At 63.4% G+C, this 25,489-nt stretch carries 25 protein-coding genes and 2 pseudogenes; 6 read left to right on the forward strand and 21 right to left on the reverse strand.

Annotated elements, in window-relative coordinates; all coding sequences use genetic code 11:
* From tnpB to G559_RS0117075, 3 genes are all read right to left on the reverse strand, one after another.
* Window positions 1-242 (reverse strand): IS66 family insertion sequence element accessory protein TnpB (gene tnpB / locus G559_RS0117070; protein ID WP_028628564.1); only part of this gene is annotated, 242 nt, incomplete at its 3' end.
* A 363-nt stretch (window positions 243-605) separates the two neighbouring features.
* Complete coding sequence (locus G559_RS29940; RefSeq protein WP_162144824.1) at window positions 606-1,709, reverse strand: protein NO VEIN domain-containing protein; 1,104 nt, start codon at window positions 1,707-1,709, stop codon at window positions 606-608.
* A gap of 38 nt (window positions 1,710-1,747) precedes the next feature.
* Window positions 1,748-2,092, reverse strand: coding sequence for a hypothetical protein (locus G559_RS0117075; RefSeq protein WP_028629396.1), 345 nt, complete (start codon window positions 2,090-2,092; stop codon window positions 1,748-1,750).
* 150 nt (window positions 2,093-2,242) lie between these two features.
* On the opposite strand from G559_RS0117075, the pseudogene G559_RS31330 reads away from it, so the two are divergent.
* Window positions 2,243-2,365 (forward strand): annotated as a pseudogene (locus G559_RS31330) (restriction endonuclease); the annotation flags it as partial.
* A 213-nt stretch (window positions 2,366-2,578) separates the two neighbouring features.
* Here G559_RS31330 and G559_RS0117085 read toward each other — a convergent pair.
* The 11 genes from G559_RS0117085 to G559_RS0117135 form a co-directional block, all read right to left on the reverse strand.
* A complete protein-coding gene (locus tag G559_RS0117085) occupies window positions 2,579-3,664 on the reverse strand; it encodes an AI-2E family transporter (RefSeq protein ID WP_028629397.1) in 1,086 nt (361 codons plus the stop codon).
* A gap of 99 nt (window positions 3,665-3,763) precedes the next feature.
* The gene (locus tag G559_RS0117090) at window positions 3,764-4,567 is read right to left on the reverse strand and encodes a DUF4892 domain-containing protein (protein ID WP_028629398.1); all 804 of its coding nucleotides are present in this window, start codon (window positions 4,565-4,567) and stop codon (window positions 3,764-3,766) included.
* A 159-nt stretch (window positions 4,568-4,726) separates the two neighbouring features.
* A complete protein-coding gene (locus G559_RS0117095) occupies window positions 4,727-5,590 on the reverse strand; it encodes an alpha/beta fold hydrolase (protein ID WP_028629399.1) in 864 nt (287 codons plus the stop codon).
* Window positions 5,587-6,393, reverse strand: a complete 807-nt coding sequence (locus tag G559_RS0117100) for an alpha/beta fold hydrolase (RefSeq protein WP_028629400.1) — start codon at window positions 6,391-6,393, stop codon at window positions 5,587-5,589. The genes G559_RS0117095 and G559_RS0117100 overlap by 4 nt, the downstream gene beginning before the upstream one ends.
* 85 nt (window positions 6,394-6,478) lie before the next feature.
* On the reverse strand, window positions 6,479-7,129 hold the full coding sequence (locus tag G559_RS0117105) for a LysE family translocator (RefSeq protein ID WP_028629401.1): 651 nt from the start codon (window positions 7,127-7,129) through the stop codon (window positions 6,479-6,481).
* Between the two features lie 42 nt (window positions 7,130-7,171).
* On the reverse strand, window positions 7,172-7,975 hold the full coding sequence (locus G559_RS0117110) for an AraC family transcriptional regulator (protein ID WP_028629402.1): 804 nt from the start codon (window positions 7,973-7,975) through the stop codon (window positions 7,172-7,174).
* A 203-nt stretch (window positions 7,976-8,178) separates the two neighbouring features.
* Window positions 8,179-8,625: a hotdog fold thioesterase gene (locus G559_RS0117115; protein ID WP_028629403.1), complete on the reverse strand. Its 447-nt coding sequence runs from the start codon at window positions 8,623-8,625 to the stop codon at window positions 8,179-8,181.
* 50 nt (window positions 8,626-8,675) lie between these two features.
* A complete protein-coding gene (locus tag G559_RS0117120; protein WP_028629404.1) occupies window positions 8,676-10,343 on the reverse strand; it encodes an AMP-binding protein in 1,668 nt (555 codons plus the stop codon).
* A 105-nt stretch (window positions 10,344-10,448) separates the two neighbouring features.
* On the reverse strand, window positions 10,449-10,913 hold the full coding sequence (gene sixA, locus G559_RS0117125) for a phosphohistidine phosphatase SixA (protein WP_028629405.1): 465 nt from the start codon (window positions 10,911-10,913) through the stop codon (window positions 10,449-10,451).
* A complete protein-coding gene (locus G559_RS0117130) occupies window positions 10,910-11,257 on the reverse strand; it encodes a DUF4389 domain-containing protein (protein ID WP_028629406.1) in 348 nt (115 codons plus the stop codon). Before G559_RS0117130 ends, sixA begins: the two co-directional genes overlap by 4 nt.
* Window positions 11,258-11,285: 28 nt before the next feature.
* Window positions 11,286-12,308, reverse strand: a complete 1,023-nt coding sequence (locus tag G559_RS0117135) for an NAD(P)H-dependent glycerol-3-phosphate dehydrogenase (RefSeq protein WP_028629407.1) — start codon at window positions 12,306-12,308, stop codon at window positions 11,286-11,288.
* A gap of 324 nt (window positions 12,309-12,632) precedes the next feature.
* On the opposite strand from G559_RS0117135, the gene G559_RS0117140 reads away from it, so the two are divergent.
* The 3 genes from G559_RS0117140 (at window position 12,633) to fabB (ending at window position 16,543) form a co-directional block, all read left to right on the forward strand.
* Window positions 12,633-14,540, forward strand: coding sequence for an ATP-binding protein (locus G559_RS0117140; RefSeq protein ID WP_028629408.1), 1,908 nt, complete (start codon window positions 12,633-12,635; stop codon window positions 14,538-14,540).
* A 258-nt stretch (window positions 14,541-14,798) separates the two neighbouring features.
* Window positions 14,799-15,314: a 3-hydroxyacyl-[acyl-carrier-protein] dehydratase FabA gene (gene fabA / locus G559_RS0117145; protein WP_028629409.1), complete on the forward strand. Its 516-nt coding sequence runs from the start codon at window positions 14,799-14,801 to the stop codon at window positions 15,312-15,314.
* A gap of 11 nt (window positions 15,315-15,325) precedes the next feature.
* A complete protein-coding gene (gene fabB / locus G559_RS0117150) occupies window positions 15,326-16,543 on the forward strand; it encodes a beta-ketoacyl-ACP synthase I (RefSeq protein ID WP_028629410.1) in 1,218 nt (405 codons plus the stop codon).
* Between the two features lie 63 nt (window positions 16,544-16,606).
* On the opposite strand, the gene mddA is transcribed toward fabB, so the two are convergent.
* From mddA to G559_RS0117175, 5 genes are all read right to left on the reverse strand, one after another.
* Entirely contained in the window at window positions 16,607-17,380 is a 774-nt protein-coding gene (mddA, locus tag G559_RS0117155; RefSeq protein WP_028629411.1) for a methanethiol S-methyltransferase, read from the reverse strand.
* A gap of 94 nt (window positions 17,381-17,474) precedes the next feature.
* Window positions 17,475-20,297 carry a PAS domain-containing hybrid sensor histidine kinase/response regulator gene (locus G559_RS0117160; RefSeq protein WP_028629412.1) on the reverse strand — a complete coding sequence of 941 codons (2,823 nt, stop codon included), beginning with the start codon at window positions 20,295-20,297 and terminating at the stop codon, window positions 17,475-17,477.
* Window positions 20,298-20,510: 213 nt separating this feature from the next.
* On the reverse strand, window positions 20,511-21,230 hold the full coding sequence (locus G559_RS0117165; RefSeq protein ID WP_028629413.1) for a response regulator: 720 nt from the start codon (window positions 21,228-21,230) through the stop codon (window positions 20,511-20,513).
* 65 nt (window positions 21,231-21,295) lie between these two features.
* A complete protein-coding gene (locus G559_RS0117170; protein ID WP_028629414.1) occupies window positions 21,296-21,760 on the reverse strand; it encodes a DUF3859 domain-containing protein in 465 nt (154 codons plus the stop codon).
* Window positions 21,761-21,823: 63 nt separating this feature from the next.
* Entirely contained in the window at window positions 21,824-22,798 is a 975-nt protein-coding gene (locus G559_RS0117175) for an amidohydrolase family protein (protein ID WP_245586516.1), read from the reverse strand.
* Between the two features lie 187 nt (window positions 22,799-22,985).
* Between G559_RS0117175 and G559_RS0117180 the strand changes: the two genes are divergently transcribed.
* Window positions 22,986-23,405 (forward strand): OsmC family protein, encoded by a 420-nt coding sequence (locus tag G559_RS0117180; protein ID WP_028629416.1) that lies wholly within the window; start codon window positions 22,986-22,988, stop codon window positions 23,403-23,405.
* A 20-nt stretch (window positions 23,406-23,425) separates the two neighbouring features.
* Entirely contained in the window at window positions 23,426-24,286 is an 861-nt protein-coding gene (locus G559_RS0117185) for a pirin family protein (protein WP_028629417.1), read from the forward strand.
* Window positions 24,287-24,346: 60 nt separating this feature from the next.
* Here the strand turns inward: G559_RS0117185 and G559_RS0117190 are convergent.
* Together G559_RS0117190 and G559_RS0117195 are read right to left on the reverse strand one after the other, a co-directional pair.
* Window positions 24,347-24,601 (reverse strand): annotated as a pseudogene (locus G559_RS0117190) (dienelactone hydrolase family protein); the annotation flags it as partial.
* Between the two features lie 18 nt (window positions 24,602-24,619).
* On the reverse strand, window positions 24,620-25,408 hold the full coding sequence (locus G559_RS0117195; RefSeq protein ID WP_028629419.1) for a dienelactone hydrolase family protein: 789 nt from the start codon (window positions 25,406-25,408) through the stop codon (window positions 24,620-24,622).
* Window positions 25,409-25,489 lie beyond the last annotated feature (81 nt).

The following is a 25,489-nucleotide window of genomic DNA, read 5'->3' on the forward strand; positions in this document are numbered from 1 at the left end:
GGCTTGGTCTTGAAGCGCTCAGCCTGCAGGCGCTTGAACCACAGGCAGAAGCCATTGCGTTCCCAATAGAGGATCTTCACCCGGTTGCGGGTCTTGTTGAGGAAGACAAACAACACGGGGTCGAACACGGCCACCTTGATATCCAGCTCCACCAGGGCCGCCAGACCATCAATGGATTTCCGGAAGTCGACGGGCTTCGGATAGAGGTAGACGGCTTTGACCTTGGCGTCCGGACGCATCATGACGGGGCTCCACTGGGAAAACGGGAGCCCAGCATCCGCAAGCGGACAGTTCAAATGAAGGTGGGGTTTGTGGAGCGCTTACCAACCGCGTGCTGGCGGCGTCCGAATGAAAGTGGCAACTGGGGTATCGTGAGCGCCATAAACTGGGTTGAGGAGTCGGTCTAAGGGCCGCGTCAATTCAGGGTTCAGCCAGAGCTGCGCTGAGAAGACCTCCGCGCAGCCTTGGTCCTCAGCCCGGGACAGACCATATTTCTCCAAATACATAGGAGATTGGCGGGGGCTAGAGGCTTTGTTAAGGAGCACCTCGACCTACCCGAGTCGAGGACTCCTGAATTGCATCTGGAATAAATGGTGGGATTAAGCTTAAGATTTCTTTTTAGATACTTTGTATTTGATTGGGGATAGTTCGAACTCTTCTTTTATTTCTTTTATGCTTAGGTCTCGAGTGCTTACGTGCTGTCTTTCTCTATCAAATTGCACAAAAGTAAAGGATCCATTTTCTTGAGCTTCTTCAAAGAAATCAATTTGTCCGGATGAGATGTAGATGCTTACATCGTCAAGAGCAGTGCTCGATTTTACTTCGATGTAGTGGTCTCGATAGCCGCCATTGAGTTCTCGGATGGTTTTTATGTCGAAAGGTGAAGTCGGCGCCGATTGTGAAACCCACTCCACTTCACTGGCTGCGAGGTTGATGCTTTTCACGTATTCAAGCTCACGCTCGTATATCAGCTTTTCTCCGAGATAGCCTATGTCCTTGTTGGGCAAAGTGGGCTTTGAACTTTTCGGGGGTGTGACAAGTCCCGCTCTGGAAGCTTTGAAATATCTTTCGTTGACTCTTTCAAGAACCTCTATTTGGCGCTCGATAACGGTTCGCTGTGAAATACTTGATCTTTTTAACTCAAGCCTTGCAGATTCTAGAGAAGCGTTAACAATGTTCTGAGCATGCTCTTCCGTCAAATATCGTAAACCGTAGCCCAAGTTCTGGTACTTTGGAGTGAAGATGCCATCTTGATGGTCGTACGGAAGTGGAGGAACTAAAAGGGTTACTAAGTCTGCAGGCGCTTCTGCATGGTAGTGCATTGGTTCAATCCCTTCGACATTTTCTATGTCTTCGCGAGGGATTCCATAACCATCCACGCTTAATATCCGAGTTCCTGCGTGGAGGCCTACTATGTTGGCTGAGAGATCTTTGTCACCCTTGTAGGTGAACGAAAATACAATAAATTCATCGTCTGTTTTGTTTTTGGCTGGCAAGCAAGTTGGTGGTAAATATATTTGTACATTGCCGCTCTCAGGTATTGCGAAATTTAGGCATTCATGAAAGCCATTTCCGCCTATTCCCTCGGTTCTGAATAGCTTAAGATATTCATTGTATTGATCGGGGGTCGGAGGGGTTGAGTACTTCAGGTGAGGGGCAAGGGACTCTCTATGGTCGTAGTGTATTTTTACAGCTATGAAATGTGGCATTAAATATTCCGCCATCAGCTCATATAAAAGAAAGTTTTTTACCAAGTCTTTTCTCTTAGTCCCTCCATGCACTCATTCACGTCATCATCAATGACGTTTCCCGGTTTGATGCACTCCTTCATGGACTTACGTGTTCCGCGATTTGCCTCCCGTTCGGCTTGCTCTCGGCTCTGAAGGTTGCTGCGCGCGGCATCGCCTAGTGGGCCATCGGTGCCGGCAAAGAACTCATGCACGGTTTGGTCAACCGCGTCGCCCAACTTCTTGGCGTAGGGCTGAATGGCTTCTGCCGCTTGCGTGGCAATGGGCTTGGATTCGGCTGCGAAGGTCTGCTGAGCGGTGGCCGTCAGCCCTGCAAGCAGGAAGAGGGTGGATAAGGCTTTCACCTGGACCGCTCCTTGGTTCAGTGGAGGCATGGCTGGCGCTGGTCCAGTTAGCCCAAAGTCGTTACGGGTGGCTATTTACGAAGGGCAGTCTACCGCGTTAGCTTCGCGCATGGCCTTGTGCCACGTATGGATACCACGAGAGCACATGGAATGGCACGTCGTCGCAAGACCTCCCCTTATGAAGACCTCATCTCCCTCGCCGCACTGCTTCCCTGGTGGGCCAGCCTGCTGATTGCCCTAGTGTCCTGGTTCTTCCTGCATGGAGTCGCGACCAGATCGTAGCCCGGATGAAATCCGGGAGCGGCGATTGGACTTTCCCCGGATTTCATCCGGGCTACTGACGTGTAGGAGCGAGCTTGCTCGCGAAAGATCGTGCTCGGGCTGTTCGCGAGCAAGCTCGCTCCTACAGGCAATCCGGCTTCATCCTGTACATCAGGGATGCTCGATCGTCACAGGCAGAGCCGATGACTCATGACCACGGCCCCCTCAGGATGGCGGATGCTCCTGCACCTTGGTCTCCGGCGGAACCACCACCTGCGGCTGCGAATCGCCGATCCAGTCCGAGATCAGGCTGTAGGCCACCGCCAGCAGGGTGGGGCCGAGGAACAGCCCCATGAAGCCGAAAGCAAGAATGCCGCCGAATACCCCGAGCAATACCACCACCAGCGGGAGATTGCCGCCCCGGCTGATGAGGTAGGGCTTCAGCACGTTGTCCACGCCGCTGATGACGAACATGCCCCAGATACCGAGGAATATGGCGTAACCATAATCACCATGCCAGGCCAGCCAGGCGGTGACCGGCCCCCACACCAGCGGTGGCCCCATGGGGATGAGGCTGAGGGCAAAGGTGGCGATACCCAGCACCAGGGCACCGGGAACGCCGACAATCCAGAAGCCGATCAGCGCCAGCACGGCCTGGGCAGCGGCCGTACCGATCACGCCGTTGACCACCCGCTGCACGGTGCCGGCCACCAGCGCCAGGTAATGCTCGGCGCGCTCGCCAATCAACCGCTCCAGGCCACGTTCGACGAACAAGGCCATGCGCGGGCCATCGCGATAGAAGAAGAACACCAGCACCAGGCTAAGCACCAGCTCGACGATGCCGCCGCCGATCTGCGCGCTGCGCGCCAGCACCCAGTTGCCGGCCTGCCCCATATAAGGCTTGAGGCTGGCGAAGATGGCCGAGCCCTGGGCATCGATGGACTGCCAGACGCGCACCAGGCGCTCACCCACCAGGGGAATCTCCGGCAGCCATGCCGGCGGCGGCGGCAACCCTTCCACTTGCACGTTCTTCACCAGTTCGGTGGCGTCGCGCACATGCTCGGCCAGGTTGCCCAGCAGCCAGGCCAGGGGCAACGCCACCAGCACCACCCAGCCTGCCGTGAGCACACCGGCGGCGGCGGTTTCGCGGCCCTTCAGCAGGTTGCACAGCAGGCGCATCAGCGGCCAGCTGGCAAAGGCCAGCACGGCAGCCCAGAACAGCGCCGAGACAAAAGGCGCCAGCACCCAGAGGCAGGCGCCGAGCAAGGTCAGCAGGAGTATCTGCACCAATAGGCGATCGTTGTTCAACATCCCTGAATCACTCCGGCGAGCAGATAAGAAAGGCCGTGCCTGCCAGAACGCATTGCGTGACCGGCAAGCACAAGCATAGAGACTGATCCTGACCGTTTCTCAGCGCAGAAGGTTCAGGTGCAGGCCAGGGGCCTTGCCTTCGCCCAGTTCCAGTCGAGCAGCACGCACGCCCTGCCCCACCAGCGCTTCGCGCCAGGCTTCGGCACCTGCGCCGGCCAGGCTGATGCGCAAGGTGCTGTCGAGGTTGAGGCAACGCCCCAGCAGCGTGGCCCAGGCGTCCGACGGCTCGTCCGGTAGACGGGCCAGGTGCAGCTCGCCGCTGCTTTTGAGTTCACGCATCAGGGTATCGGGTGTGGGCAGCAGTTCACCCAGGGGCGCGCTGGCATCCAGTTGCTCGGCATACAGGTAGGCCCGGCGGTTGCCCCGGGTAATGCTGTAGAGGGCCAGCAGGCTGTCCTGGTGCGGTTCGGCCAGACGCAGTAGCAGGTAAGCCTGTTGCTCATCAGAGCCATACAGTTTGGCGTTTCCAAAGATTGAATTGGCCCAGAGGCTGCTGGAGCCGCAGTCGCGGCCCTGGCACCAGTAGAGCAGCTCGGCCCCATTGGCCAGCAGGTCCTTTCGGGCGCGGTCGAAGGCGTCGGCCGAGCTGTGGCCGGCGGGCAGGCGATACGTCACCGAGGTCTGTCGCCCTTCGACTTCGACCTTGCGCTCCATGCGCAACTTATTGCTGATACGGCGGATGGAGCTTTGCGGGAAGACCCGTTCCTGGTCCGGGCTCTCTTGGAACTCGGTGATTTCGGCGTGGGGAAAGCGCGGCAGCGCTGCCAGGTCGTGGCTGCCAGGCGGGTCGGCAGCCTGGGCGGATGTTGCCAGCAGCAAGCCGGCAAGAAGGGTGAGGCGCATGCGCATCCTTATCGATAGGTCCTGGAGTGAGCAGTCTGGACCAGCTTTCGGGCCTTTTCCTGCCGCTTGCCACGGATCGAGCCGCGCCGCACAACGGTTTCGACCATCCCGCTGTTCCCTGACCAAAAGCCGCCAGCCTTCCCGGTTGGCGGGTTCAAGTCAAGGAATCGCGAAGAAGGGATTGAAACAGTCTGCTACCGCCTGGGCACCGGCCTCGTCATCCAGGTGCAGGTGATGCTTGCCAGGCAAGCGATGCACGTCGAATGACAACCCTTCCAGCAGGCCGGCGAACTTGGGTTCCACATGCAGCAGCCCCTCCTCCGCCAGCACCAGCATGGACGGGCACTTCACCGCATGGGCAAAGGCCAGCGCATGGGCGCGGGTCAGGCGCAGCGGCGACGGCAGGGTAAGTCGGCTGTCGGTGCGCCAGGTGTAGCCACCAGGCACCGGCATCAGGCCGCGCTCGGCGAGCAGTTCAGCGGCCTCGCGGCTGACCCCACCAGTGCCACGCATGCGTGCCTCGACGGCGCGGTCGATAGCGGCGTAGACCGGCTTGCGCTTGCCCGTCAGCGCCAGTTGCGCGCGCAGCGCCTCACCCAGCTTGGTCGGCGCCTGCTCGGCCTCGCCGGTGTAGGGCATCAGGCCATCGATCAGGGCCAGGCGCTCGACCCTGTCGGGCATGGCACCGGCCAGCATCACCGAGACGATGGCGCCCATGGAGTGGCCAAGCAGGGAAAAACGCTCCCAGCCCAGTTGTTCGGCCACCAGCAGCACATCAGCGGCATAGTCCCACAGCAGGTAGCTGGCCCCCGGTGCACGGTGGGCGGACAGCCCGTGGCCGGCGAAGTCGAGGGCGACGATGCGCAGCCCCGGCAGGCGCGGCGCCAGGCGGGCGAAGCTGTTGGCGTTGTCCAGCCAGCCGTGCAGGGCTATCACCGGCTGGCCGTCTTCGGGCCCGTAGAGGTGCGCTGCCAGTTCGATGTGCGGCAGGTTGAGGCGGATTTCTTCGACCTGGGCAGTCATGCGCTGGCCTCCTGACGGCGGCCGTCCCAGCGGCCGAATACGGACTTGAGCAGCTCGGCGGTTTCCTGCGGGCGTTCGAGGGGGAACATATGCCCACCGGGCAGCGACAGGTATTCCCCGTGTGGTACCCGCTTCAGCAACCGCGCATGGTGCGGCAATACCACCTTGCTGTGGCGTCCGCGCACCAGCGCCAAAGGCACCTTGAGCTGCTGCGGACGGCCCGGCGTGCGGTGCGGCACGCTGCGGTAGATGCTGATTTCGGTGGCGGCGTCGAACTTCAGCCGCAGGCTTTCGCCCTGGCGTGCCAGGCCATGCTGGACATAGGCGTCCAGGCACTCGGGGTCGAAACGGCGGAACAGGGCCTTGCCGGCGAAGTAATCACGGGCCTCGTTGAAGTCACCGAACTCCTCGCGACGACCCAGGGTGCGGCCGGCCGGGGTGATGCGGTCGATGAAGCCAAAGCGCTTGGCCGCACGGATGACGATGCGGTCAGCCAGGGTCAATACCGGGGAGTCCAGCATCACCACGCCACGATAGAGGTCGGGGCGAAGGAGCGCGGCATGGTAGTGCAGCACGCCGCCGAGCGAATGACCCAGGCCCCAGACCGGATCGCCTTGCCCTTCCAGGTGGTGGATCAATTCGTCCACCAGATTCTCCCAGTTGTCGTTCACCGGGAAGCGCGGGTCGTGCCCGTGCTGTTCCAGGTGTTCGACGCGGAAGTCCGGGGCCAGGGCGGCGAAGAGCTTGCCGTAGGTGGCCGAAGGAAAGCCGTTGGCGTGGGCGAAGAAGATGGTGTGCGACATGGCGTCCAGCTCGTCGGGGGATGCTGGGGATTCTCCGGCAGCCTCGTTCACGCGGCAATGACTGTAACCGCCAGTGATGATGGCGCTACTGCCAAACCCCCGGTGCCAACAGCCGCCCGACTATGGCCAACGCCACCAGGAGGAACACCAGCCCGCAGGCCAGATCGATGACCGGCGCGACGCGCAGCAGGCGCTGCTGGGCGCTGCCACGGGTCAACGCCAGGCCCAGCACGCTGAACCAGGCCAGCCCCATGCCGAAAAGGATGCCGGCGGCACCGAGCTTGCCGGCAACGGACATATCCGCCGGAATCAGCCCCGATAGCAGCGCGAGGAAGAACACCAGCGCTTTCGGATTGAACAGGTTGGTGGCCAGCCCTCGCAGCCAGGGCCCCAGGGCCGAGGGCGGCAGCGCGCTGGCCAGCCGTCCATTGGCGCCCTCCCCGCGCTGGAACCAGCTGCGCACGGCACCGACGCCGAGCCAGCCGAGGTAGCTGGCGCCGAGCAGTTGCAGCAGATCGAACAGGAGCGGCGAGCGACTGAGCAACAGCGCCACGCCGGTCAGCACCAGGGTGCCGTGAACGAGGATGCCGCAGGCCAGGCCCAGTGCGCTGAGTAGCCCGGCTCGACGTCCTTGATGCACGGCGGTGCGAACGACTAGCGCGACATCGGGGCCGGGGCTGACCAGGGCGACGGCGAACACGGCCGCCAGCGACAGCAAGACGGAAGTCTCCTGCATGGATGTTCTCCAGGATCGTGAGGATTCAGCGGTGATGGCGGATCAGCGGTTGCGCAGCTTGGCCGGCGGCACGCCATAGGTGCGGCGGAACAGCCGCGAGAAGTGCGCCTGGTCGTAGAAACCCAGGTCCAGCGCCACTTCGCTCAGAACCTCGCCGCGCAGCACCCTTGGCAGGGCACGTTCCAGACGCAACTGCGTCAGCCACTGGTGAGGCGGCAGTCCGCATTGACGGTTGAAGCGGCGCAACGCCTGCCAGGGGCTGAGGCCGCAGAACGCGGCCAGCTCCTCCAGCGAAGGCGGTGCATCGAGACGCGACTCCAGCCACTCCCGCAAGCGCGCCCAGGTGCGGGCATCGAAGCCATGTTCCGGCTCACGGACGCGTAGCGTGGAACCCTGCCCCAGCAGGTTGGCCAGGGTCGGCCAGAGCTGGCTTTCCTGCTCCAGCCGCGAGCCTTGGGCTAGCGCGCCGTGCAACGTTTGCAGCTGTCCACGCAGTGTGGCGTCGCGAAGAATACTGGTGGTCAGACGCGGCGCGCCCTGGCGCTCATCACTCAGGCTGCGGCTGGCGTCGTCCAGCCATTGCGGGTCGAAAGCCAGCACGCGGATCTGATAGCTCTGGCCATCGACTCCGGCACCATCGTGGATCTGCTCCGGCGCCATCAACAGCACGTCCCCGGTGTCGGCCTGATGGCTTTCACCCTGGTGCAGGTAGCGTTGCCGGCCGCGCACCACCAACCCCAGGTGGTACTCCAGATGGAAGTGCCGGGGAAAGGCGAAGTGCTGGTACTGGGCGTCGATCAGGCGGACGCCCGGCAGGCAGCTGGGGATGTGGTTGGTCTGGTCCATGGGCGCCACTTTACTCCGTGGCGCCGTGCGCTTCTTGGACAAAATTGCGGAAGGATTGGTCCGGAGTGACATAGTCCCGCAGGGTGGAAATCGCTTTTCATTTCCACCGTCCGATGCCCGCCCATGCTCCGATGGTGGATCGGTGAAGCGTGATCCACTCTACGCAGCTGTGACGGCAGCATGAAGCCTGACGTTCCTACGTGTCAGCCGCGCCGCGGCGGCTCGGCACCGAGGGGCACGATGGCCATGGTCAGGCGGGAAATGCAGCTGGGTTTGCCGTCTTCGCCCGAGAGCCGGATGTCCCAGACATGGGTGGTCCGGCCCAGGTGTACCGGGCGGGCGACAGCCGTGACGCGGCCGCTGCGCAGACCTCGCAGGTGGTTGGCGTTGACCTCCAGCCCCACGCAGTAGAAGCGCGCGGTATCGATGCACAGGTAGCTGGCAGTGGAGCCCAGGGTTTCCGCCAGCACCACTGAGGCGCCGCCGTGAAGCAGGCCGTAGGGTTGATGTGTGCGCTGGTCGACCACCATGCTGGCGGTCAGGGATTCTTCGTCGAAGGCCTCGAAACGGATGTCCAGGCCTTCGCCAATGGTGTTCGTCAGGGATTCGTTGAGGTGCGCGAGATCGGGGATTTGTCGCCACAGGCCCATGGGGTCACTCCTTGTGGGAGGCCGGGACGACGTGTCCCGACCTGGCTGGATCATTCGTGCCAGACAACCGCTTCCTGGCGTTCGAGCCATTCAGGGAAGCGCTTGCCGTAGGCATCTTCCACCTTGTTGCGCTTGATCTTCAGCGTCGGGGTGAGGAAGCCGTTGTCCACCGCCCAGACTTCCTTGACCAGCACCAGCCCCTGCAGGCGCTCGTGTTTGTCGAGGTCGCCGTTGACCTCCTCCAGCAGGTTGCGCAGGCTGACTTCCAGCTCGGCGCGGGCACTGTTCGCCGCCTCCTGCCGCCCAACATCGGAGAGCACACAGAGGGCCATGGGCTGGGGCAGGCCGTCGCCCACCACGCAGACCTGTTCGATGCGCGGATGCACGGCGAGGCGATTCTCGATGGGCGCCGGCGCCACGTACTTGCCCTTGCTGGTCTTGAAGATTTCCTTGATGCGGCCGGTCAGGCGCAGGTTGCCGTCGGCGTCCTGCTCGCCCTTGTCGCCGGTACGCAGGAAGCCGTCTTCGGTGATGGTCTCGGCAGTGCGTTCCGGGTCCTTGTAGTAACCCTGCATGGTGGCGCCGCTGCGCACCTGCACCTCGCCCTCCTCACTGATCCGGACCTCCACGCCGGGGCTGTTCTGGCCGATCCAGCCGGGCTTGTGCCGCCCCTTGAGGCACAGGTGGGAATAACCGCAGTTCTCGGTCATGCCATACACCTCCGCCACTTCCAGGCCGAGGCGCTTGTACCAGTTCAGCAGCGCACCGGGCACTGGCGCGGCGCCGCACAGGGCATTGCGCACGGCATCCAGGCCGAGGCCAGCCAACACCTTGCGGCCGACGATGCGGCCGATGACAGGCAGCCGAAGCAGGCGATCGAGCTTTGCCGCCGGCATCTTCGAATAGACGCCCATCTGGAACTTGGTCCAGATACGCGGCACACCAAAGATCGCGGTGGGACGAGCACGGCGCAGGTCATCGAGGAAGGTTTCCAGACTCTCGGCGAAGAACACCGTCTGCCCGGCGTAGAGCGACCCCATCTCCACGAACATCCGCTCAGCCACGTGGCACAGCGGCAGGTAGGACAGCAGGCGGTCGTCCTCTCCAGTCTGGAACAGTTCCACGCCATGACCGGCAGCGAAGGCGAAATTGCTGAAATTGTGCATGACGCCCTTGGGCGTGCCGGTGGTCCCGGAGGTGTAGATGATGGTGGCGAGCTGATCCGGGGCGCCCTTGGGGCTGTCCTGGATCGGGTTGACGGCCTGCAGGTCGGCCCAGCTGAAGTCGAACTCACCCGCCGGGTGAATCGGCAGTGCGATGGTCGGCACGCCCTGAGGGACACCGCTGGCCATGGCGGGCCAGTCATCGAGCTTGCCGATGAAGGCAAGGGCCGATTCGGAATGCTCCAGCACCTGGTGCACCGACTCGGCGGTGAGGTTGGGATAGAGGGGAACGGAAACGTGGCCAGCCATCCAGATGGCGAGGTCGGCCACGATCCAGTGGGCACAATTCTTGGAAATGATTGCGATACGGCTGCCCTGGGGCAGGTCACGCCCCCGCAGCCAGCTGGCGGCCCGACGGGCCTGCTCGCCCACATCGGCCCAGGTCAGCTCCTCGATCCGTCCGCCGCCGAGCGGCTGGACCAGGTAGCGCGTATTCGGGTGACGGGCTTCACGCTCGAAAAACATTTCAAGCGGCAAACGGACTGCATCAGCCACAGGGCCTCCTCCTTTGTTCTTTTTTTAGGGGACAACCAAGCACTTGCTTGGTCGACTATTCCACGCACTTGGGAGGAGGCGCAAGTTAAGAAATGTTGCGAATCGTCAGTGATGGCGAACGTGATGGACGGCGCGCAAGGACATGAGACCGGGGACCAGCAGGTCGCCCTCCAACTCGGCCAGACTGGCAGTGCCCATGGGCAGCGGCTCCTGGCGATGGCCGTGGATCAGCAGACCGGCCAGTTCGCTGACGAAGGGATTGTGGGTGACCAGCAACAGGTCCTGCTCGCTGCGTTCGGCGAGGAAGTCGAGCGCCTCTCGCGGGTCGCTGTCCGGGGTCAGCCAGGGCGCGGTGCCAACGGCACCGCTGAAGGCCAGGGCATCACGAACCAGCTCAGCGGTCTGCTGTGCCCGCACATAAGGGCTGGCCAGAATGGCGCCCAGCGGCTGCCCGGCGAGTTGGGCAGCTGTGTGCAGCACGTCCTTGCGACCGTGGCGCGTCAGCTCGCGTTCGGCATCGGTCCGGGCGCGGGGTTCAGCCTCGCCATGGCGCAGCAGCCAGAGCCTCACAGCTTGGGCTCTTCGTCACGCACCGGGTGAGCAGCTGGCGGCACCGCATGGGGCGCCTCGCCCTCGGCAGCACGAGCCTCGGGCCAATCGGCGAAGGGCCAGGGTTTCTCCTCGGTGTTGAAGGTGCCGAAACGGCCAATCTGAGCCAGGTACTGGCTCAGGCTGTCGCCGAACGACAGCAGGCCGGCATTGGGTGCACCGTAGAAGGCGCGGTAGCCCAGTTGCAGCAGGACCACTGCACCCAGCACGATTTCAGCCAGTTGCCAGACGATGACGAAGATCAGCATCCACAGGACGCGCAGCAGGATGTGCTCGCGCTGCAGGTCTTCGCGCTCTTCACTCATGGGGAATCTCCTTGTCCGAAAGTGTGAATCAGAAGCCGGTGGTTGGAATGAAGTCTACGTCGGTCTTGGGCTCGCCGCGCATCAGCAGCTCGATCACCTGGGCCAACGTACGCCCTTCGAAAAGTATGGCATGCAGCCCCGCGACCAGCGGCATGTAGACCTGCAGCTCCTCGGAACGACTCTTGAGAACCTTGAGGGTGTTGACGCCCTCGGCAACCTCGCCCAGACGTGAAACCGCGTCTTCCAGGGACAGGCCCTCGCCCAGGGCGTAGCCCACTTGGTAGTTGCGGCTTTTGGGGGAGGAACAGGTGACGATCAGGTCGCCCACACCGGCCAGCCCCAGGAAGGTCATGGGGTTGGCGCCCAGCTTGACGGCAAAGCGGGTCATCTCCGCCAGGGCGCGGGTGATCAGCATGCTCTTGGTGTTCTCGCCCATGTCCAGGGCGGCGGCCATGCCGGCGATGATGGCGTAGACGTTTTTCAGCGCACCGCCCAGCTCGACACCGAAGCGGTCCTGGCTGGCGTAGACACGGAAGGTACGGCCATGCAGCGCGGACTGTACCCGTTGGCAGAGCTCGGCATCCTCGCTGGCAACCACCGTGGCAGTCAGCGCGTGGTCGGCGATTTCCTTGGCCAGGTTGGGGCCGGAAATCACGCCAATGCGCGCATCCGGAGCCACTTCTTCGAGAATCTGGCTCATCAGCTTGAAGCTTTTCGCCTCGATGCCCTTGGTGGTGCTGACCAGGAGCTTGCCGGTCAGTAGCCCGGACACCGGCTCCAGCACCGGTCGCAATGCACTGGACGGCACGGCGACGAAAACCAGCTCGCAATCGGCGAGCACGGCGGGCAGATCGGTATCCGGTTCGACACCGGGGTGGATCTTCACACCCTTGAGGTAGCGTGGGTTCTCCCGCAGGGTGCGGATCGCCTCGGCCTGTTCGGGGTCGCGCATCCAATGGCGCACGCGCTGGCCATTCTCGGCCAGCAGGTTGGCGATGGCGGTGCCGAAGCTGCCGCCGCCGAGCACCGCGACGGGTTGCTGTTCAGTCATAACGGGTCCATGTAGGCCAAAGGAATGGCGAATCCACGCATTATACGGAGGCGCCGTCTACCGGCCAGCGCCAATCCAGAGCCATCGCGCTGGCAAAGCGATCATCCTCGGTTAAGATGCCGCAGTTCTTTGACGTCAAGGTTGCCGCATTCGCGCCCCAACGACCGCCGCGTATCAAAAATTCCCCCAGCATTGGGGCATAACAAGACTAAAGTTCCAACATAGATTCACCTCACGGACGCCCCCGCACCGAGGCAAAAGGAAGATGTGCCTACCCTCCCCCCGATCGCCGAACTCTCCCGCCGCTGAAGGAGAGCCGCGCCCATGACCTTGCGGCATCGCTGGGACATCCACACCCGCACCCAGTTGATCAGCCTCGGCCCGGCACTGCTGCTGACCCTGCTGCTCACCGGATTCTTCACCTTCGCCCGCCTGCAGGACCTGCGTCAGGAGCTGAACCACACTGGCCAGTTGATCGCCAGTCAGCTCGCACCGGCAGCGGAATACGGTGTGGTCACCGGCAACCTGGAGGTACTGGAAGGCTTGCTCCAGGCCAGCCTGGGCACGCCCCATGTGCGGTTTCTCGAAGTGCGCGACCGCGCCGACAATATCCTGGTCTACCTGGAGCAGCAGGACCGCCTCGAGAAGAGCGGCGCGCAGGTGGAGATTTTCCACGCGCCCATCATCCAGCAGCAGATGCACCTGCAGGCGCAGCGCACCCTGGCCAGGGGAGACAGCCGCAGCAATGACGGCAACTACTTGGGTCGCGTAGTCGTGGGCATGTCCAACGACGCCTTCAGCAGCCGCCAGCAGGAGATCCTCCTCAAGGCCACTGTGCTCGCGTTCATGGCCCTCCTCCTCACCTTCCTGCTCGCGCGCCGCCTGGCCACTCGCCTGTCGCAACCCATCAGCGCGATGGGCGACGCGGTCAAGGCCATCCAGGACGGCAACTACGACGCCAGCCTACCCGTGGTAGACGACAGTGAACTGGGCGACCTCGGCCGCCACATCAACAACCTCGCCAGCGGCCTGCAACAGGCCAGCCACGAGCAGCAGCAGGCGATGGGTCAGCTGATCAAGGCACGCGAGGAAGCAGAAATGGCAAACAGGGCCAAATCCGACTTCCTGGCGATGATGAGTCACGAACTGCGCACCCCCATGAACGGCGTGCTGGGCATGCTCCAGCTGCTGGAAACCACGGAGATGACCGAGGAACAGACGGAGTACGCGGCGCTGGCCACCGAGTCCACCGAGCACCTGCTCAAGGTGATCAACGACATCCTCGACTTCTCTCGTATCGAACGCGGCGCCCTGGAGCTGGAACGCATTCCCTTCAACTTGCTGGACCTGATCCTGGGTTCGGTGCAAGTGTTCCAGCACAGTGCCCAGCAGCGCGGATTGGTCCTGACGCTGGACACCCAGGGCGGCCTGGAGCGGGTGGAGGCGCAGGGCGACCCGACGCGCCTAAGGCAGATCCTGGTCAATCTGGTAGGCAACGCCCTGAAATTCACCGAGGAAGGTGGCATCAAGGTCGTAACACGCTGGCAGGCACTGGACAGCGAAGTGCTCTGGCTCACCTGTGCCGTGCACGACAGCGGGATCGGCATCCCCCCCGACCGCCTGGAGCATATGTTCGATGCGTTCCAGCAAGCCGATCACTCGATCTCCCGCCGCTATGGCGGCACCGGCCTCGGCCTGCCCATCGCCCGCACCCTGGCCGAACGCATGGGCGGCACGCTGCGGGCCGAAAGCCATGAAGGTTCGGGGTCGGTCTTCACCCTGGAAATTCCCCTGCCTTTCCGTCCCGAGGGAGCCGAAACGCTTACCAATCAGGCACACGCCCCAAGTGAAGGCAGCGGTCAGCACGTGCTGCTGGTGGAGGACAACCCGGTGAACCAGACCGTGATAGAGGCCATGCTGCGCAGCCTCGGTTTCCAGGTGAGCCTGGTGGGCGACGGTGCACAAGCCGTGCACCAGGCGTCACGCAATCACTATGCCGCTATTCTCATGGACTGCCGCCTGCCGGTGCTGGATGGCTATGAAGCCACGCGCCAGATTCGCCAGATGAATGGCGGCGCAACGTTGCCGATTATCGCCCTCACCGCCAACGCCCTGCAGGGCGACCGCGAGGCCTGCCTGGCCGCAGGCATGAATGACTACCTGGCCAAGCCCTTCAAGCGCGCCGACCTGCTGCGGGTGATGCAGCGCTGGCTAAGCAAACCGTCGGACTGAAACGATTGATGCTGTTTCCAGACATTCGTCGAGTGTTCCGGGATGTTAAAGTGCACCACGCTTTGCGAGCGGGATGCCCCTGTCGCGCCCTTTGGGCGGGTCAAGGTCACTCAGGTGAACGACTGTGCTCGCCACTCTGTGACTTTCACCGCAACGCAACAGTCTATGACTAGTCTGCCAGCTGGCCCCCCTACAACGGCCACGGCAGCAGGATGAATGCAAAGCCCTGTGCCACACGGGGACCATTGAGGAGCTCGCATGACCAAACAAAACGCCTATTCCCGGGAAGACCTGCTGCGCTGCAGTCGCGGCGAGCTGTTCGGCCCTGGTAATGCGCAACTGCCCGCCCCCAACATGCTGATGATCGACCGCATCGTGCATATCAGCGAGACCGGCGGGAAGTACGGCAAAGGCGAGATCGTCGCCGAGCTCGATATCAATCCTGACCTGTGGTTCTTCGCCTGCCACTTCGAGGGCGATCCGGTCATGCCCGGCTGCCTCGGCCTTGATGCCATGTGGCAGTTGGTCGGCTTCTACCTCGGCTGGCAGGGCAACCCTGGCCGCGGCCGCGCCCTCGGCTCCGGCGAAGTCAAGTTCTTCGGCCAGGTCCTGCCGTCCGCGAAAAAGATCACCTACAACATCCATATCAAGCGCACTATTAATCGTTCGCTGATCCTCGGCATCGCCGACGGCACCGTTGCCGTCGATGGCCGCGAGATCTACAGCGCCGAAGGCCTGCGCGTCGGCCTGTTCACCTCTACCGACAGCTTCTGAAGGACATCCGCATGCGTCGCGTCGTGATCACTGGCCTGGGCATCGTTTCCTGCCTGGGCAATGACAAAGCCACCGTCTCCGACAACCTGCGCGCCGGCCGTGCCGGTATTCGCCATAACCCCTCCTATGCGGAGATGGGTTTGCGCAGCCAGGTGTCCGGCTCCGTCAACCTGAACCTGGAAGAACTGATCGATCGCAAGATCTTCCGTTTCATGGGCGATGCCGCTGCCTACGCCTACCTGGCCATGCAGCAGGCCATCGAAGACGCCGGCCTGAGCGCAGAGCAGATCTCCAACCCGCGTGTTGGCCTGATCGCCGGCTCCGGCGGCGCTTCGACCGTCAACCAGATGGAAGCCATCGACACCCTGCGTGAAAAGGGCGTCAAGCGCATTGGCCCATACCGTGTGACCCGCACCATGGGCAGCACCGTATCCGCCTGCCTGGCCACCCCCTTCCAGATCAAGGGCGTGAACTTCTCCATCTCCTCGGCCTGCGCCACCAGCGCGCACTGCATTGGCCAGGCCATGGAGCAGATCCAACTGGGCAAGCAAGACATGGTCTTCGCTGGCGGCGGTGAAGAAGAACATTGGAGCCAGAGCTGCCTGTTCGATGCCATGGGCGCCCTCTCCACCCAGTACAACGAAACCCCGGAGAAAGCCTCCCGCGCCTACGACGCCAAGCGTGACGGTTTCGTCATCGCCGGTGGCGGTGGCATGGTGGTAGTCGAAGAGCTGGAGCACGCGCTCAAGCGTGGCGCCAAGATCTACGCCGAAATCGTCGGCTACGGCGCGACCTCTGACGGCTACGACATGGTCGCCCCGAGCGGCGAAGGCGCCATCCGCTGCATGCAGCTGGCGCTGTCCACCGTCGACACCCCGATCGACTACCTGAACACTCACGGCACCTCCACTCCGGTGGGCGACGTGGCGGAAATCCGCGGCGTGCGCGAAGTGTTCGGTGACAAGGCCCCGGCCATCAGCTCCACCAAGAGCCTGTCCGGCCACTCCCTGGGCGCCGCCGGCGTGCAGGAAGCCATCTACTGCCTGCTGATGATGGAAGGCAAGTTCATGGCCGGTTCCGCCAACATCGACGAACTGGACCCGGAAGTCGCCGACCTGCCGATCCTGCGCGAGACCCGCGAGAACGCCAAGGTCGACACCGTGATGTCGAACAGCTTCGGCTTCGGTGGCACCAACGCCACCCTGGTGCTGCGCCGCTTCAACGGCTAACGGCTGTTTCGCAACGAAGAAAGGGCGCCATTGGCGCCCTTTCTGCTTTCTGCTTTCTGCGGTTCAGGCCGCTTCGCGATCGTGCTCAGCTTTGTCACGGCCACCCATACGCGGCAGCAGCATGGGCACCTGGCGCCGATAGTCGGCGTATTCAGGATGCGCCCGCAGCAGGTCGCGTTCTTCCAGCTGAATGGCCGCCAGGATGTAGATGCTGGTCAGTACCGCGAACAGCAGGTGGGCCGCGCTCATGGTCGGAGTGGCCCAGAAGCACAGGAACCAGCCCAGGTAGAGCGGATGGCGCACCAGCTTGTAGGCGCCCGGAGTCTTGAACTCCAACTCGGTGTAGGGCTTGCCCAGCAGGTTCAGCCAGACCTGGCGCAGGCCGAACAGATCGAAGTGGTTGATCAGGAGGGTGGCGTAGAGCACCAGCGCCCAGCCGAAGCCGAAGATCGCGCCCATCACCAGGCGGCCCGAACGGTTTTCGATGTTCCAGATTTCACCGCCCAGGGGTTGCCAGTAGCTGTACAGCAGGATCAGCGCAAGACTGGAAAACAGAACATAGGTGCTGCGCTCAGCCGCCGGTGGTATCCACTGCGTCCACCAGGCCTTGAAGGCCGGGCGGGCCATCAGGCTGTGCTGTACGGAGAAGATGGCCAGCAGCGCCACATCGATTCCAAGGGCGATCCAGAACGGCAGGCGTGGCTCGCCATCCAGGGTTCGCGGCGCGAACGGCAGGTTGGCGATGAAACCGATGGAATAGACGAAGGTGGCCAGGAAGATCAGGTAGCTGATCAGGCCGTAGAAGAATATCGAACTGCGCTTGAAGTAAGTGAACATGATGCGCTCCTGCCTCGGGTTCTGGTCGGCGGAAACGCCCCGCCTTGGACACCAGCTTCGTCCCGTCCTGTATCAGCCCTATGGCTGGCAGCGCTCAGTTTGTTTCGGCTTTGTATCCGCTCCTCGGACTGCCCAGCCAGGCCTGCAACAGTTGGTGCAGGCGCTGCTGGTTCAGGGGTTTGGTCAACAGTGCCTTGACGCCCTGCTGCTGCACCTCGCTCTCCAGCAGGGCGTCGCTGAAACCGGTGTAAAGCACGATGGGCAGGTCGGCGCGAGACGCCAGTAGGCGCCGCGCCAGTTGCAGGCCAGAGAGGCGCGGCATGCTCTGGTCGAGAATGATGAAGTCCCAGGCATAAGGGTCGGCACAGAGCAGCAGGCTGGCCTGCTCCGCATCGCAGAAGATGCCGGCCTCCAACCCCCAGCCCTCCAGCAGTTCGCCCATGAACTCGGCTACCGTAGCGTCGTCGTCCACCACGGCCACCCGCCCCTGCAAGGCCGAACGCAATTGTGGGCGCTCGGCGGCCGGCGCGACTGCAGCGTCCGCGTTCGACGCCGGGCCATGGGCCGGCATCAGCACACGGAAGGTGGCACCCTGCCCCGGCGCGCTGTCCAGATGAATATGGCCGCCATACTCATGGACGATGCCGTGCACCATGGATAGGCCCATGCCACTGCCCTGACCGCTGGCCTTGGTGGAGAAGAACGGCTCGAATATCTGCGCCCGCAGCGCCGGATCGATCCCCGGCCCGCTGTCGCTGACGGTAAGTGCCACGAAGTGTCCCGCGATCCGCTGCTGGCAAGAGGCACAGACGCCCGCCAGGTCCTGCTGTGCCAGGCTCACCCGCAACTGCCCGACGCTGCCCATGGCGTCGCGGGCATTGATGCAGAGATTCATCAGCACCTGCTCCAGCTGCACAGGATCGGCCAGTACCCGGGGCAGGTCGTGACCCAGCTGCACCTCCAGCTCGACCGTCGCCGGCAGGGTGGACTCCACCAGGCGGATAAAGTCCCCCAGCAGCAAGTCCAGCGCCACCACCTGCGGTTTGCCGCGGCTGCCCCGGCTGAAGGTGAGCATCTGCTGGATCAGGTCGCGAGCCTTCTCCGCCGAGCGCTGAACCCGCGACAGGTACTTGCGCAGGCGCTCATCACTGTCCTGCTCCGCCAGCTCCTGGGCCATCACCGTGTAGCCCAGCATGCTGGTCAGCAAGTTGTTGAAATCGTGGGCGATGCCGCCCGTCAGGTGCCCGATGGCCTCCATGCGCTGAGCCTGGCGTAGCTGCTGCTCCAGTCGGGCACGTTCCTCTTCAGCCTGGGTACGTTCGGTGATGTCGCGCAAGTAACAGATAAAGCGCGGCCCCTCGTCACCCGGCACTTGGGTCAGGGCCAGCTCGGCGGCAAACTCTCGGCCATCGGCGCGCTGCGCCACCACCTCCATGCGCTTGCCGAGGAATGCGCCATGGCCGGTCTGCACGTAGTGCTCCAGTGCATGTTCATAGGCATCGCGGAAACGCGGCGGGATGATCAACTTCAGCAGCGAATGCCCCAGCGCCTGCTCACGACTGATGCCAAAGCACTGCTCGGCCGCCGGGTTGAAGGCCAGCACGCGCCCGGCCTCGTCCATGCTGATGAAGCAGTCCAGGGCGGTGTTGGTGATGGCCCGGTACTGCAGCTCGCTGGCGCGCAGGGCCTGCTCGGCCTCCTTGCGCTGGGTAATCTCGCGGGTGATGCCCAGGATGCGGTCAACGCCGCCAATGGTGACGCGCTTCAGCAGCACTTCATCCCAGTGCAGGCTTCCGTCGCGGTTGCGTCGATGCCATTCGAAGCGCTGCACCTCGCCGGCCGCGGCGCGGGCCAGGTAACCCGCCGCGTCCTTGCCGGTATACGGGGCGTAGCCGGCGCTGAAGGCATCGATGTCCAGCTTGAGCATTTCCTCGTAACTGTAGCCGTAGGCGCGACAGGCCTTGGGGTTGACGTCCACCAGGGCGCCACTCTCGATGTCGTGGACGAAGATGGCATCTTCGGAGTTGTTGAAGATTGCCCGGTAGCTGGCTTCCGCCTCCAGCCGCTCGATTTCTGCGGCGGCCCGCACCGAGAAAATCCGCAGCACGGATTCCACCCTGTCACGATCGCTCATCGTCCCCAGCCGGCCAGCGGCGATCAGGCCCAGCGGCCGGCCATCACTGGCAAAGAGCGGGTAGCCGGCATAACTGTCGACACCGAAAGCGGCCAGCACTTCGTCGCTGGGGTAGGAACAGCGCAGGTCGCGAGGCACGAAGTGGAAACTGCGACCGAATACCTCGGCACAGGGCGTCCCCTTCAGGTCATAGGTAGCGTTCTGGTGCAAGCGTCCTTCGTAGTAGAGCGCCAGCGTGGTGAGGCATTGCGGCCCCTGGTCGCTGATGCGGCTGACAAAGGCAAAGTCGGCATTCAGGGAGCGCACCATGTAGCGGGCAATGGCCTCGAACACTTCGTTGCCAGTGGCGGCGGAAACGCCCAGCGCAACAAATCGCAGCACCTCTTCCAGGCTCTTGCGTGAGCTGATGTCAGTGGAAATGCCGCAGATAGCGCTGACCCGCCCTTCACCATCGAAGAGTGGGAATTTGTTCGACAGATAGGTGCGGATACCACCGCCCATGGGCACCTGTTCCTCGAACTCCAGCTCATGGCCGAGCTGGGCTACACGCACGTCGTTAGCGCGCAGCACATCGGCCATTTCCCTGGGAAAGAAATCGTGGTCGGTATGCCCCAGCACGCGTTCCGCGCGGACCTTGAACAGCCGCTCGAAGGCCCGGTTGACCAGGACCAGGCGGCCGTCGAGGTCCTTCACGTAGATCACCGCACTGCTGTTATCGACGATCTGCCGCAAGCGATGCTCTTCGGCACTGACGGCGAAGCGACTGGTCAGGGGCTGGCTCACCGGTAGGCCCTCCGGAGGTAGCGGACAGCCTGAGTATAGAGACAGCCGGGCCGCGCCCGGAGGGCCTCGGAGCCATTGAAACAATTGAAACAAAGGGCTGACGTGGGGGCGAATTCATTCGCATGTCTGCGTTAGCTGTTGCAAGAGATTTACCATCGAGCCAACAGCCAGCGCCTACGGGCAATGATTTCGCCCCTACCGCTTCTTGCAGACTCAGCCCGGGACGAACATGTATCCGACGCCGCGAACGGTGCGGATGATCTGCGGTTTGTCCGGGTCCGTTTCCAACTTGCGGCGCAGGCGCGCTATGCGGATGTCGATGGAGCGGTCGAAGGGGTTCCAGTCGCGATGCTGAGTCAGGTTCAACAACTGGTCGCGAGATAACGGCCGGTTGGGTCGCTGGGCGAAGGCCTGGAGCAGGTCGAACTCCATGGCGGTCAGGGGGATTTCCTCTCCGGCGGCGTCAAGCAGCTGGCGGCTTTGCAGATCGAGGCGGCAGAGGCCGAGTTGCAGGCAGGTGCCCTCGCTTTCCGTGGCGGGCTGGGTGGACGCCGCCGGGGCGCGACGATAGCGCCGCAACACGGTCTTGACCCGCGCCAGCAGCTCGCGCGGGTCAAAGGGCTTGGCCAGGTAGTCGTCAGCACCGACCTCCAGCCCGACGATGCGATCCAGTGGCGTGCCGGCGCCGGAGACCATGATCACCGGCAGGTCGTGATGTTCGCGCAGGTAGCGCGCAAGGCTCAGGCCGTCCTCGCCGGGCAGCCCTACATCCAGCAGCACCAGATCGGGCAGCGCCTCGGCCAACCGCGCGCGCAGCTGGCCGCTGTCGCCGACGGCATGGACCTGGTAGCCCTGACCGCCGAGGTAATCCAGCAACAGTTCGCGGATCGCCTCGTCGTCGTCCACCACCAGGATGCTGATCTGTTCGGCCATGGACCCGCGCCTCGCGCCTACCTATGACCCAGCGAATATAGCGCGCCCTGACGACACGCGCGGGCTCAGCGGACGGTGAAACGCTGCTCGGCCAACAGACGGTCGCCCTGGAACACCATGAAACGCCACTCGCCCGGCACCACTTCGTAGTGCTCGGTGAATTCGTAGGCCATCACGTCCGTCGGCGCGCCGGGGGCCATCTTCTGCTCAACCACGAACTTGTCGTGACGCTTGCCGTCCGGGGTAACCACACCGGGGGTCAAGTACAGCAGGGTCAGCGGGGTGTCCTTTTCCTGCTTGCCGAGCAGCGTGTAACGCATGCCGAACTTGGTGCCCAACTTGGCCGGGATCTCGTCGGTCTGCTCGATATTCTGGTTGCTGCGGGTCAGCACGCGCTCGCCCGGCTGGTAGTCCTGATACTGCGATTCGAAGATGCCGTACTCCACCGGGCCATCCACCCGTACATCAGCCAGGGCCACGCCGGAAGCCAGGCCCAGGGCCACGAGTGCTGTCATTCGAAAGGGGATCATGTCGCGCTCCTTGTTTGCGGTGGCGCGAGGTTATGACGCGGCCATGACAGCCTCGTGACAGACTCACTGCGCGATGTCGCTCCGGTGTTTGCGCGGGAGCACTGCCAGGAAATTGTCCCGCGCAACCTTGCGCGCCACCGCTTCGGGCAGGGCGTCGAGGAAGGCATTGTAGGCCGTCAGGTAATCCCCCAGGCCGTCGAAATGCCCGACCACGTCGGAGCCCAGCATGAAGCGGTCCGGATACCGCTCCACCAGTGCCAGCCAGCGCCGGTCCGGCTTGCCGCCGGCATCCAGCAAGTAGGGCTTCAGCACACTCCAGGAGAGGTCGACGTAGAGGTTCGGGTAGGCCCCCAGCATCCGCTCCAGGGTGGACAGGAGAAAGTCCATCTTCGTCTGGTGGCGGTGGATCTCCAGGCTGGAGCCGGCGTGGGCCCAGATGAAGCGCACATGAGGATGGTTGCGCAGCGGCTCTTCCACTTCCTGCAGGTAAAGCGGATTGCGCTCACGCTTGGAGGTGATGTTGGAGTGCAGCAGCACCGGCAGGTCGTACTCGGCCGCCAGGTGGTAGATGCGGCTCATGGCCTCGTTGTTGGCGCGCGGCGTGTCGCCATCGATGAGGGCGGTGAGATCGTCGTGGCGGGTGAACACCTCGCCAATACCCTGCCAAAGGCCCGGGTCCAGTTCGAGCATGCGGCGAATGTGGGCGTCGGAGTTCTTGTCGTTGGGGTTGAAACCGCTGAGAAAGGGATGAAAACGCTTGCGCTGCTCGACCGGCAGTTGCTTCACCGCTGCGGCCACCAGCACGTCGGTGGCGCTGTACCAGTAGGCTCCGGCGTCGTCGCCAGCGTAGTAGCGCGGCCGCTTGGGTTCATCCTCGTGCCACTTCTTGGCCACCGGAATACCAGAGATCATTGCGTGGTCGATGCCACCCTTGTCCATCGCATCCAGGAGGGATTTCATGCCATCGGTTTCCTGGAAGAAATCCACGTAGTGCAGGTGGGCGTCGCTGTAGTGGTACTCGCGCGCTTCCCCCGGCATGGTCGCCGTCAGCAGCAGTGCGGCGAGACTGGTCCTCAGTCGATACAAGGCAGGTCCTCCCGGATGTATGAGCGACTATAGACCGGCAGCCGGCTGACCGCGTTCAACCGGGTTACCCGCTGCCCGGCCGCCGCCCTTTGCGCTAGCCTAGCGGGGACTGTTCCGCTCATCGGCCAGGAGGCCCACCATGACCATCCGTCTCACCCGTGATTCCGCCAACGGCACGCGCCAACGCATCGAACTGGAAGGCAAGGCACCGCTGTTCACTGACCTGCCGACGGACCTTGGCGGCGCCGGTGGGGACCCGGAGCCTCATGACTACTTCGATGCAGCGCTGGGCAGCTGCAAGGCCCTGACCGTCACCTATTACGCCCAGAAAAACGGCATCCCGCTGACTGGCGTGGACGTTGAGGTGACCCGCGACGACAGCGAGGAACGCAAGGGGCACTACCGCCTGGATGTGAAACTGACCCTGCGCGGCGCCCTCACCGACGAGCAACGCGCCACCCTGCTGCGCATCGCCGACAAGTGCCCGGTACACAAGCTGATGACCCAGGTGGAAGTGAGCATCGAAACGCGCCTTGCCGAAGGCAACTTCAGCCAGTGACCCGAGCAGGAAACCTGAGCATGAACATTCTCACCATACGGCCGCGCGCCGAAGAAGTCGCCGGGCAACCCATCCTCCGACCGCTGCCGTCGGCCCAGTGCCGCAGCGTCGGGCCCTTCGTGTTCTTCGACCACATGCTGGAAGCTGACTACACCCCCGGCACCGGCATGGACGTGCGCCAGCATCCCCATATCGGCCTATCCACCCTCACCTACCTGTTCGAAGGCGAGCTGCAACACAAGGACAGCCTGGGCTCGGACCAATTGGTGAAGCCGGGCGACGTCAGCTGGATGACCGCCGGCCGCGGCGTTGCCCATGTCGAGCGCACCCCGGCGAAGCTGATGACCAGCGGCTCGCGCGCACACGGCCTGCAAGTCTGGCTGGCCCTGCCGAAGGAATTCGAGGATTGCGAACCCAGCTACAGCCATCATCCGGCGGCGAGCCTGCCGCAGCAGGAAGCACTCGGTGTGCGCATCCGCCTGATCGCCGGAACCGGCTTCTGCCTGGAATCGCCTGTACCGGTGCTCTCCCCTACCCTCTACGCAGACCTGCATCTGGAAGCCGGCGCCACCTTGACCATCCCCTGCGAACATCCCCAGCGGGCGCTCTATCTGCTGGAAGGCGAAGCAATGCTGGACGACCAGCCGCTCGAAGCACGCAGTCTGGTGGTGCTGCCAGAGGGCGTGGAGTACGTGCTTTCCGCATGCAGCGGTAGCCACCTGGCGATGATCGGCGGCGCACCATTGGATGGGCCGCGACGGATGAACTGGAACTTCGTGTCCAGCAGCCCGGAACTGATCGAGCAGGCGCGCAGCCGTTGGGCGGCCGGAGACTGGCCAGTGGTGCCGGGCGAAACCAGCCGCATCGAGTTGCCGCGCTGATCTGGACGGCGGGTGGTGGGCTGAAGCCCACCCTACGGGCTCGCACACCTGGCTTAGGGCTCAGGCGAAGACTTCGTCCAGCAGCGCGTACATGGCGGTGAAGGCGCGCCGCGAAACCGTGGCGTTGTATTGCGCGGTGCCCGGATGGTTGGCGGCAGGATCGGTGAACGAATGCACCGCGCCACCATAACTCAGCAACTGCCAATCCACTCCGGCCTCGCCCATCTCCCTGGCGAAGGCCGGTAGCTGTTCACGGGGCACCAGCGGGTCCAACGCGCCATCCAACATCAGCACCGCGCCCTGCATATTCTGGGATTGGATCTGCGTCATGGATTACCTCGTTCCGCCAAAGACTTCGTCGAACAGGTCGTTCATGGCCTGGTAGGCCCGGGCAGCGACCTTGGGATTGTATTCATTACGCCCGGGCACGCTGGCCCCGCGCTCGGTGAAGGAATGCACCGCACCACCGTAGCTGACCAGTTGCCAATCGGCCTTGGCGGCCGTCATTTCGGCAGTGAAAGCCTCTACCTGGGTCTTGGGCACGGCAGGGTCGTCAGCGCCATGCAGCACCAGTACCGGCGCGCGAATATTGCGCGCATCGGCCGGGTTCGGCGTGTCCAGGTTGCCGTGGAATGACACGAAGCCCTTCAGCTGTGCGCCTGAGCGCGCCAGTTCCAGGACGCTGCCGCCACCAAAGCAGAAGCCGATGGCGCCGAGACTCGCCAGGTCCAGCGACACCTGCCCAGCCTGGGCCTTGAGAGTCTCCACACCGGCCTGGGCACGTTTGCGCATCAAGGGCCGATCACCGCGTACGGCCGTCGCGGCGGCCCTGGCTTCGTCCGGATTGGTTGGGCGAACGTCCTTGCCATACATGTCGGCAATGAAGATCACGTAGCGCTGGCCGGCGATTTCCTTGGCCTGCTCGGCTGCGGCCGGGGTCACGCCCAGCCAGTTGGGCACCATCAGCAGGCCGGGGCGTGGGGTCTTCACCGCATCGTCATAGACCAGGGTGCCTTCAAAGGCTTTGCCGTCTATCTCGTACGGAACAGCCTGGGTAACCATGGCTGCACAAGCGGGACCGGCGAATGCGAACAGCAGCGAAGGCAGGAGCAAACGGTTCATGGGGACTCTCCAGTGCCAGGGGGAATGACTAAGGTTAGACCCAATGCCGGCTGAGCCCTCCTGCCGGGTTCGTTGCATGGG

Origin of the sequence: Metapseudomonas resinovorans DSM 21078, assembly GCF_000423545.1 — a bacterium.
Classification (GTDB): Bacteria; Pseudomonadota; Gammaproteobacteria; order Pseudomonadales; family Pseudomonadaceae; genus Metapseudomonas; species Metapseudomonas resinovorans.

Bases quoted from the DNA above. Each gene is read 5' to 3' on its own strand.
- mddA (WP_028629411.1), bottom strand. From the start codon at position 17,380: ATGTTCACTTACTTCAAGCGCAGTTCGATATTCTTCTACGGCCTGATC.
- G559_RS0117090 (WP_028629398.1), bottom strand. From the start codon at position 4,567: ATGCGCCTCACCCTTCTTGCCGGCTTGCTGCTGGCAACATCCGCCCAG.
- fabB (WP_028629410.1), top strand. From the start codon at position 15,326: ATGCGTCGCGTCGTGATCACTGGCCTGGGCATCGTTTCCTGCCTGGGC.
- G559_RS0117170 (WP_028629414.1), bottom strand. From the start codon at position 21,760: ATGATCCCCTTTCGAATGACAGCACTCGTGGCCCTGGGCCTGGCTTCC.
- G559_RS0117095 (WP_028629399.1), bottom strand. From the start codon at position 5,590: ATGACTGCCCAGGTCGAAGAAATCCGCCTCAACCTGCCGCACATCGAA.
- G559_RS29940 (WP_162144824.1), bottom strand. From the start codon at position 1,709: ATGCCACATTTCATAGCTGTAAAAATACACTACGACCATAGAGAGTCC.
- G559_RS0117165 (WP_028629413.1), bottom strand. From the start codon at position 21,230: ATGGCCGAACAGATCAGCATCCTGGTGGTGGACGACGACGAGGCGATC.
- G559_RS0117195 (WP_028629419.1), bottom strand. From the start codon at position 25,408: ATGAACCGTTTGCTCCTGCCTTCGCTGCTGTTCGCATTCGCCGGTCCC.
- G559_RS0117185 (WP_028629417.1), top strand. From the start codon at position 23,426: ATGAACATTCTCACCATACGGCCGCGCGCCGAAGAAGTCGCCGGGCAA.
- G559_RS0117105 (WP_028629401.1), bottom strand. From the start codon at position 7,129: ATGCAGGAGACTTCCGTCTTGCTGTCGCTGGCGGCCGTGTTCGCCGTC.
- G559_RS0117175 (WP_245586516.1), bottom strand. From the start codon at position 22,798: ATGCCGGGGGAAGCGCGCGAGTACCACTACAGCGACGCCCACCTGCAC.
- G559_RS0117100 (WP_028629400.1), bottom strand. From the start codon at position 6,393: ATGTCGCACACCATCTTCTTCGCCCACGCCAACGGCTTTCCTTCGGCC.
- G559_RS0117140 (WP_028629408.1), top strand. From the start codon at position 12,633: ATGACCTTGCGGCATCGCTGGGACATCCACACCCGCACCCAGTTGATC.
- G559_RS0117110 (WP_028629402.1), bottom strand. From the start codon at position 7,975: ATGGACCAGACCAACCACATCCCCAGCTGCCTGCCGGGCGTCCGCCTG.
- G559_RS0117135 (WP_028629407.1), bottom strand. From the start codon at position 12,308: ATGACTGAACAGCAACCCGTCGCGGTGCTCGGCGGCGGCAGCTTCGGC.
- G559_RS0117130 (WP_028629406.1), bottom strand. From the start codon at position 11,257: ATGAGTGAAGAGCGCGAAGACCTGCAGCGCGAGCACATCCTGCTGCGC.
- G559_RS0117085 (WP_028629397.1), bottom strand. From the start codon at position 3,664: ATGTTGAACAACGATCGCCTATTGGTGCAGATACTCCTGCTGACCTTG.
- fabA (WP_028629409.1), top strand. From the start codon at position 14,799: ATGACCAAACAAAACGCCTATTCCCGGGAAGACCTGCTGCGCTGCAGT.
- G559_RS0117180 (WP_028629416.1), top strand. From the start codon at position 22,986: ATGACCATCCGTCTCACCCGTGATTCCGCCAACGGCACGCGCCAACGC.
- G559_RS0117115 (WP_028629403.1), bottom strand. From the start codon at position 8,625: ATGGGCCTGTGGCGACAAATCCCCGATCTCGCGCACCTCAACGAATCC.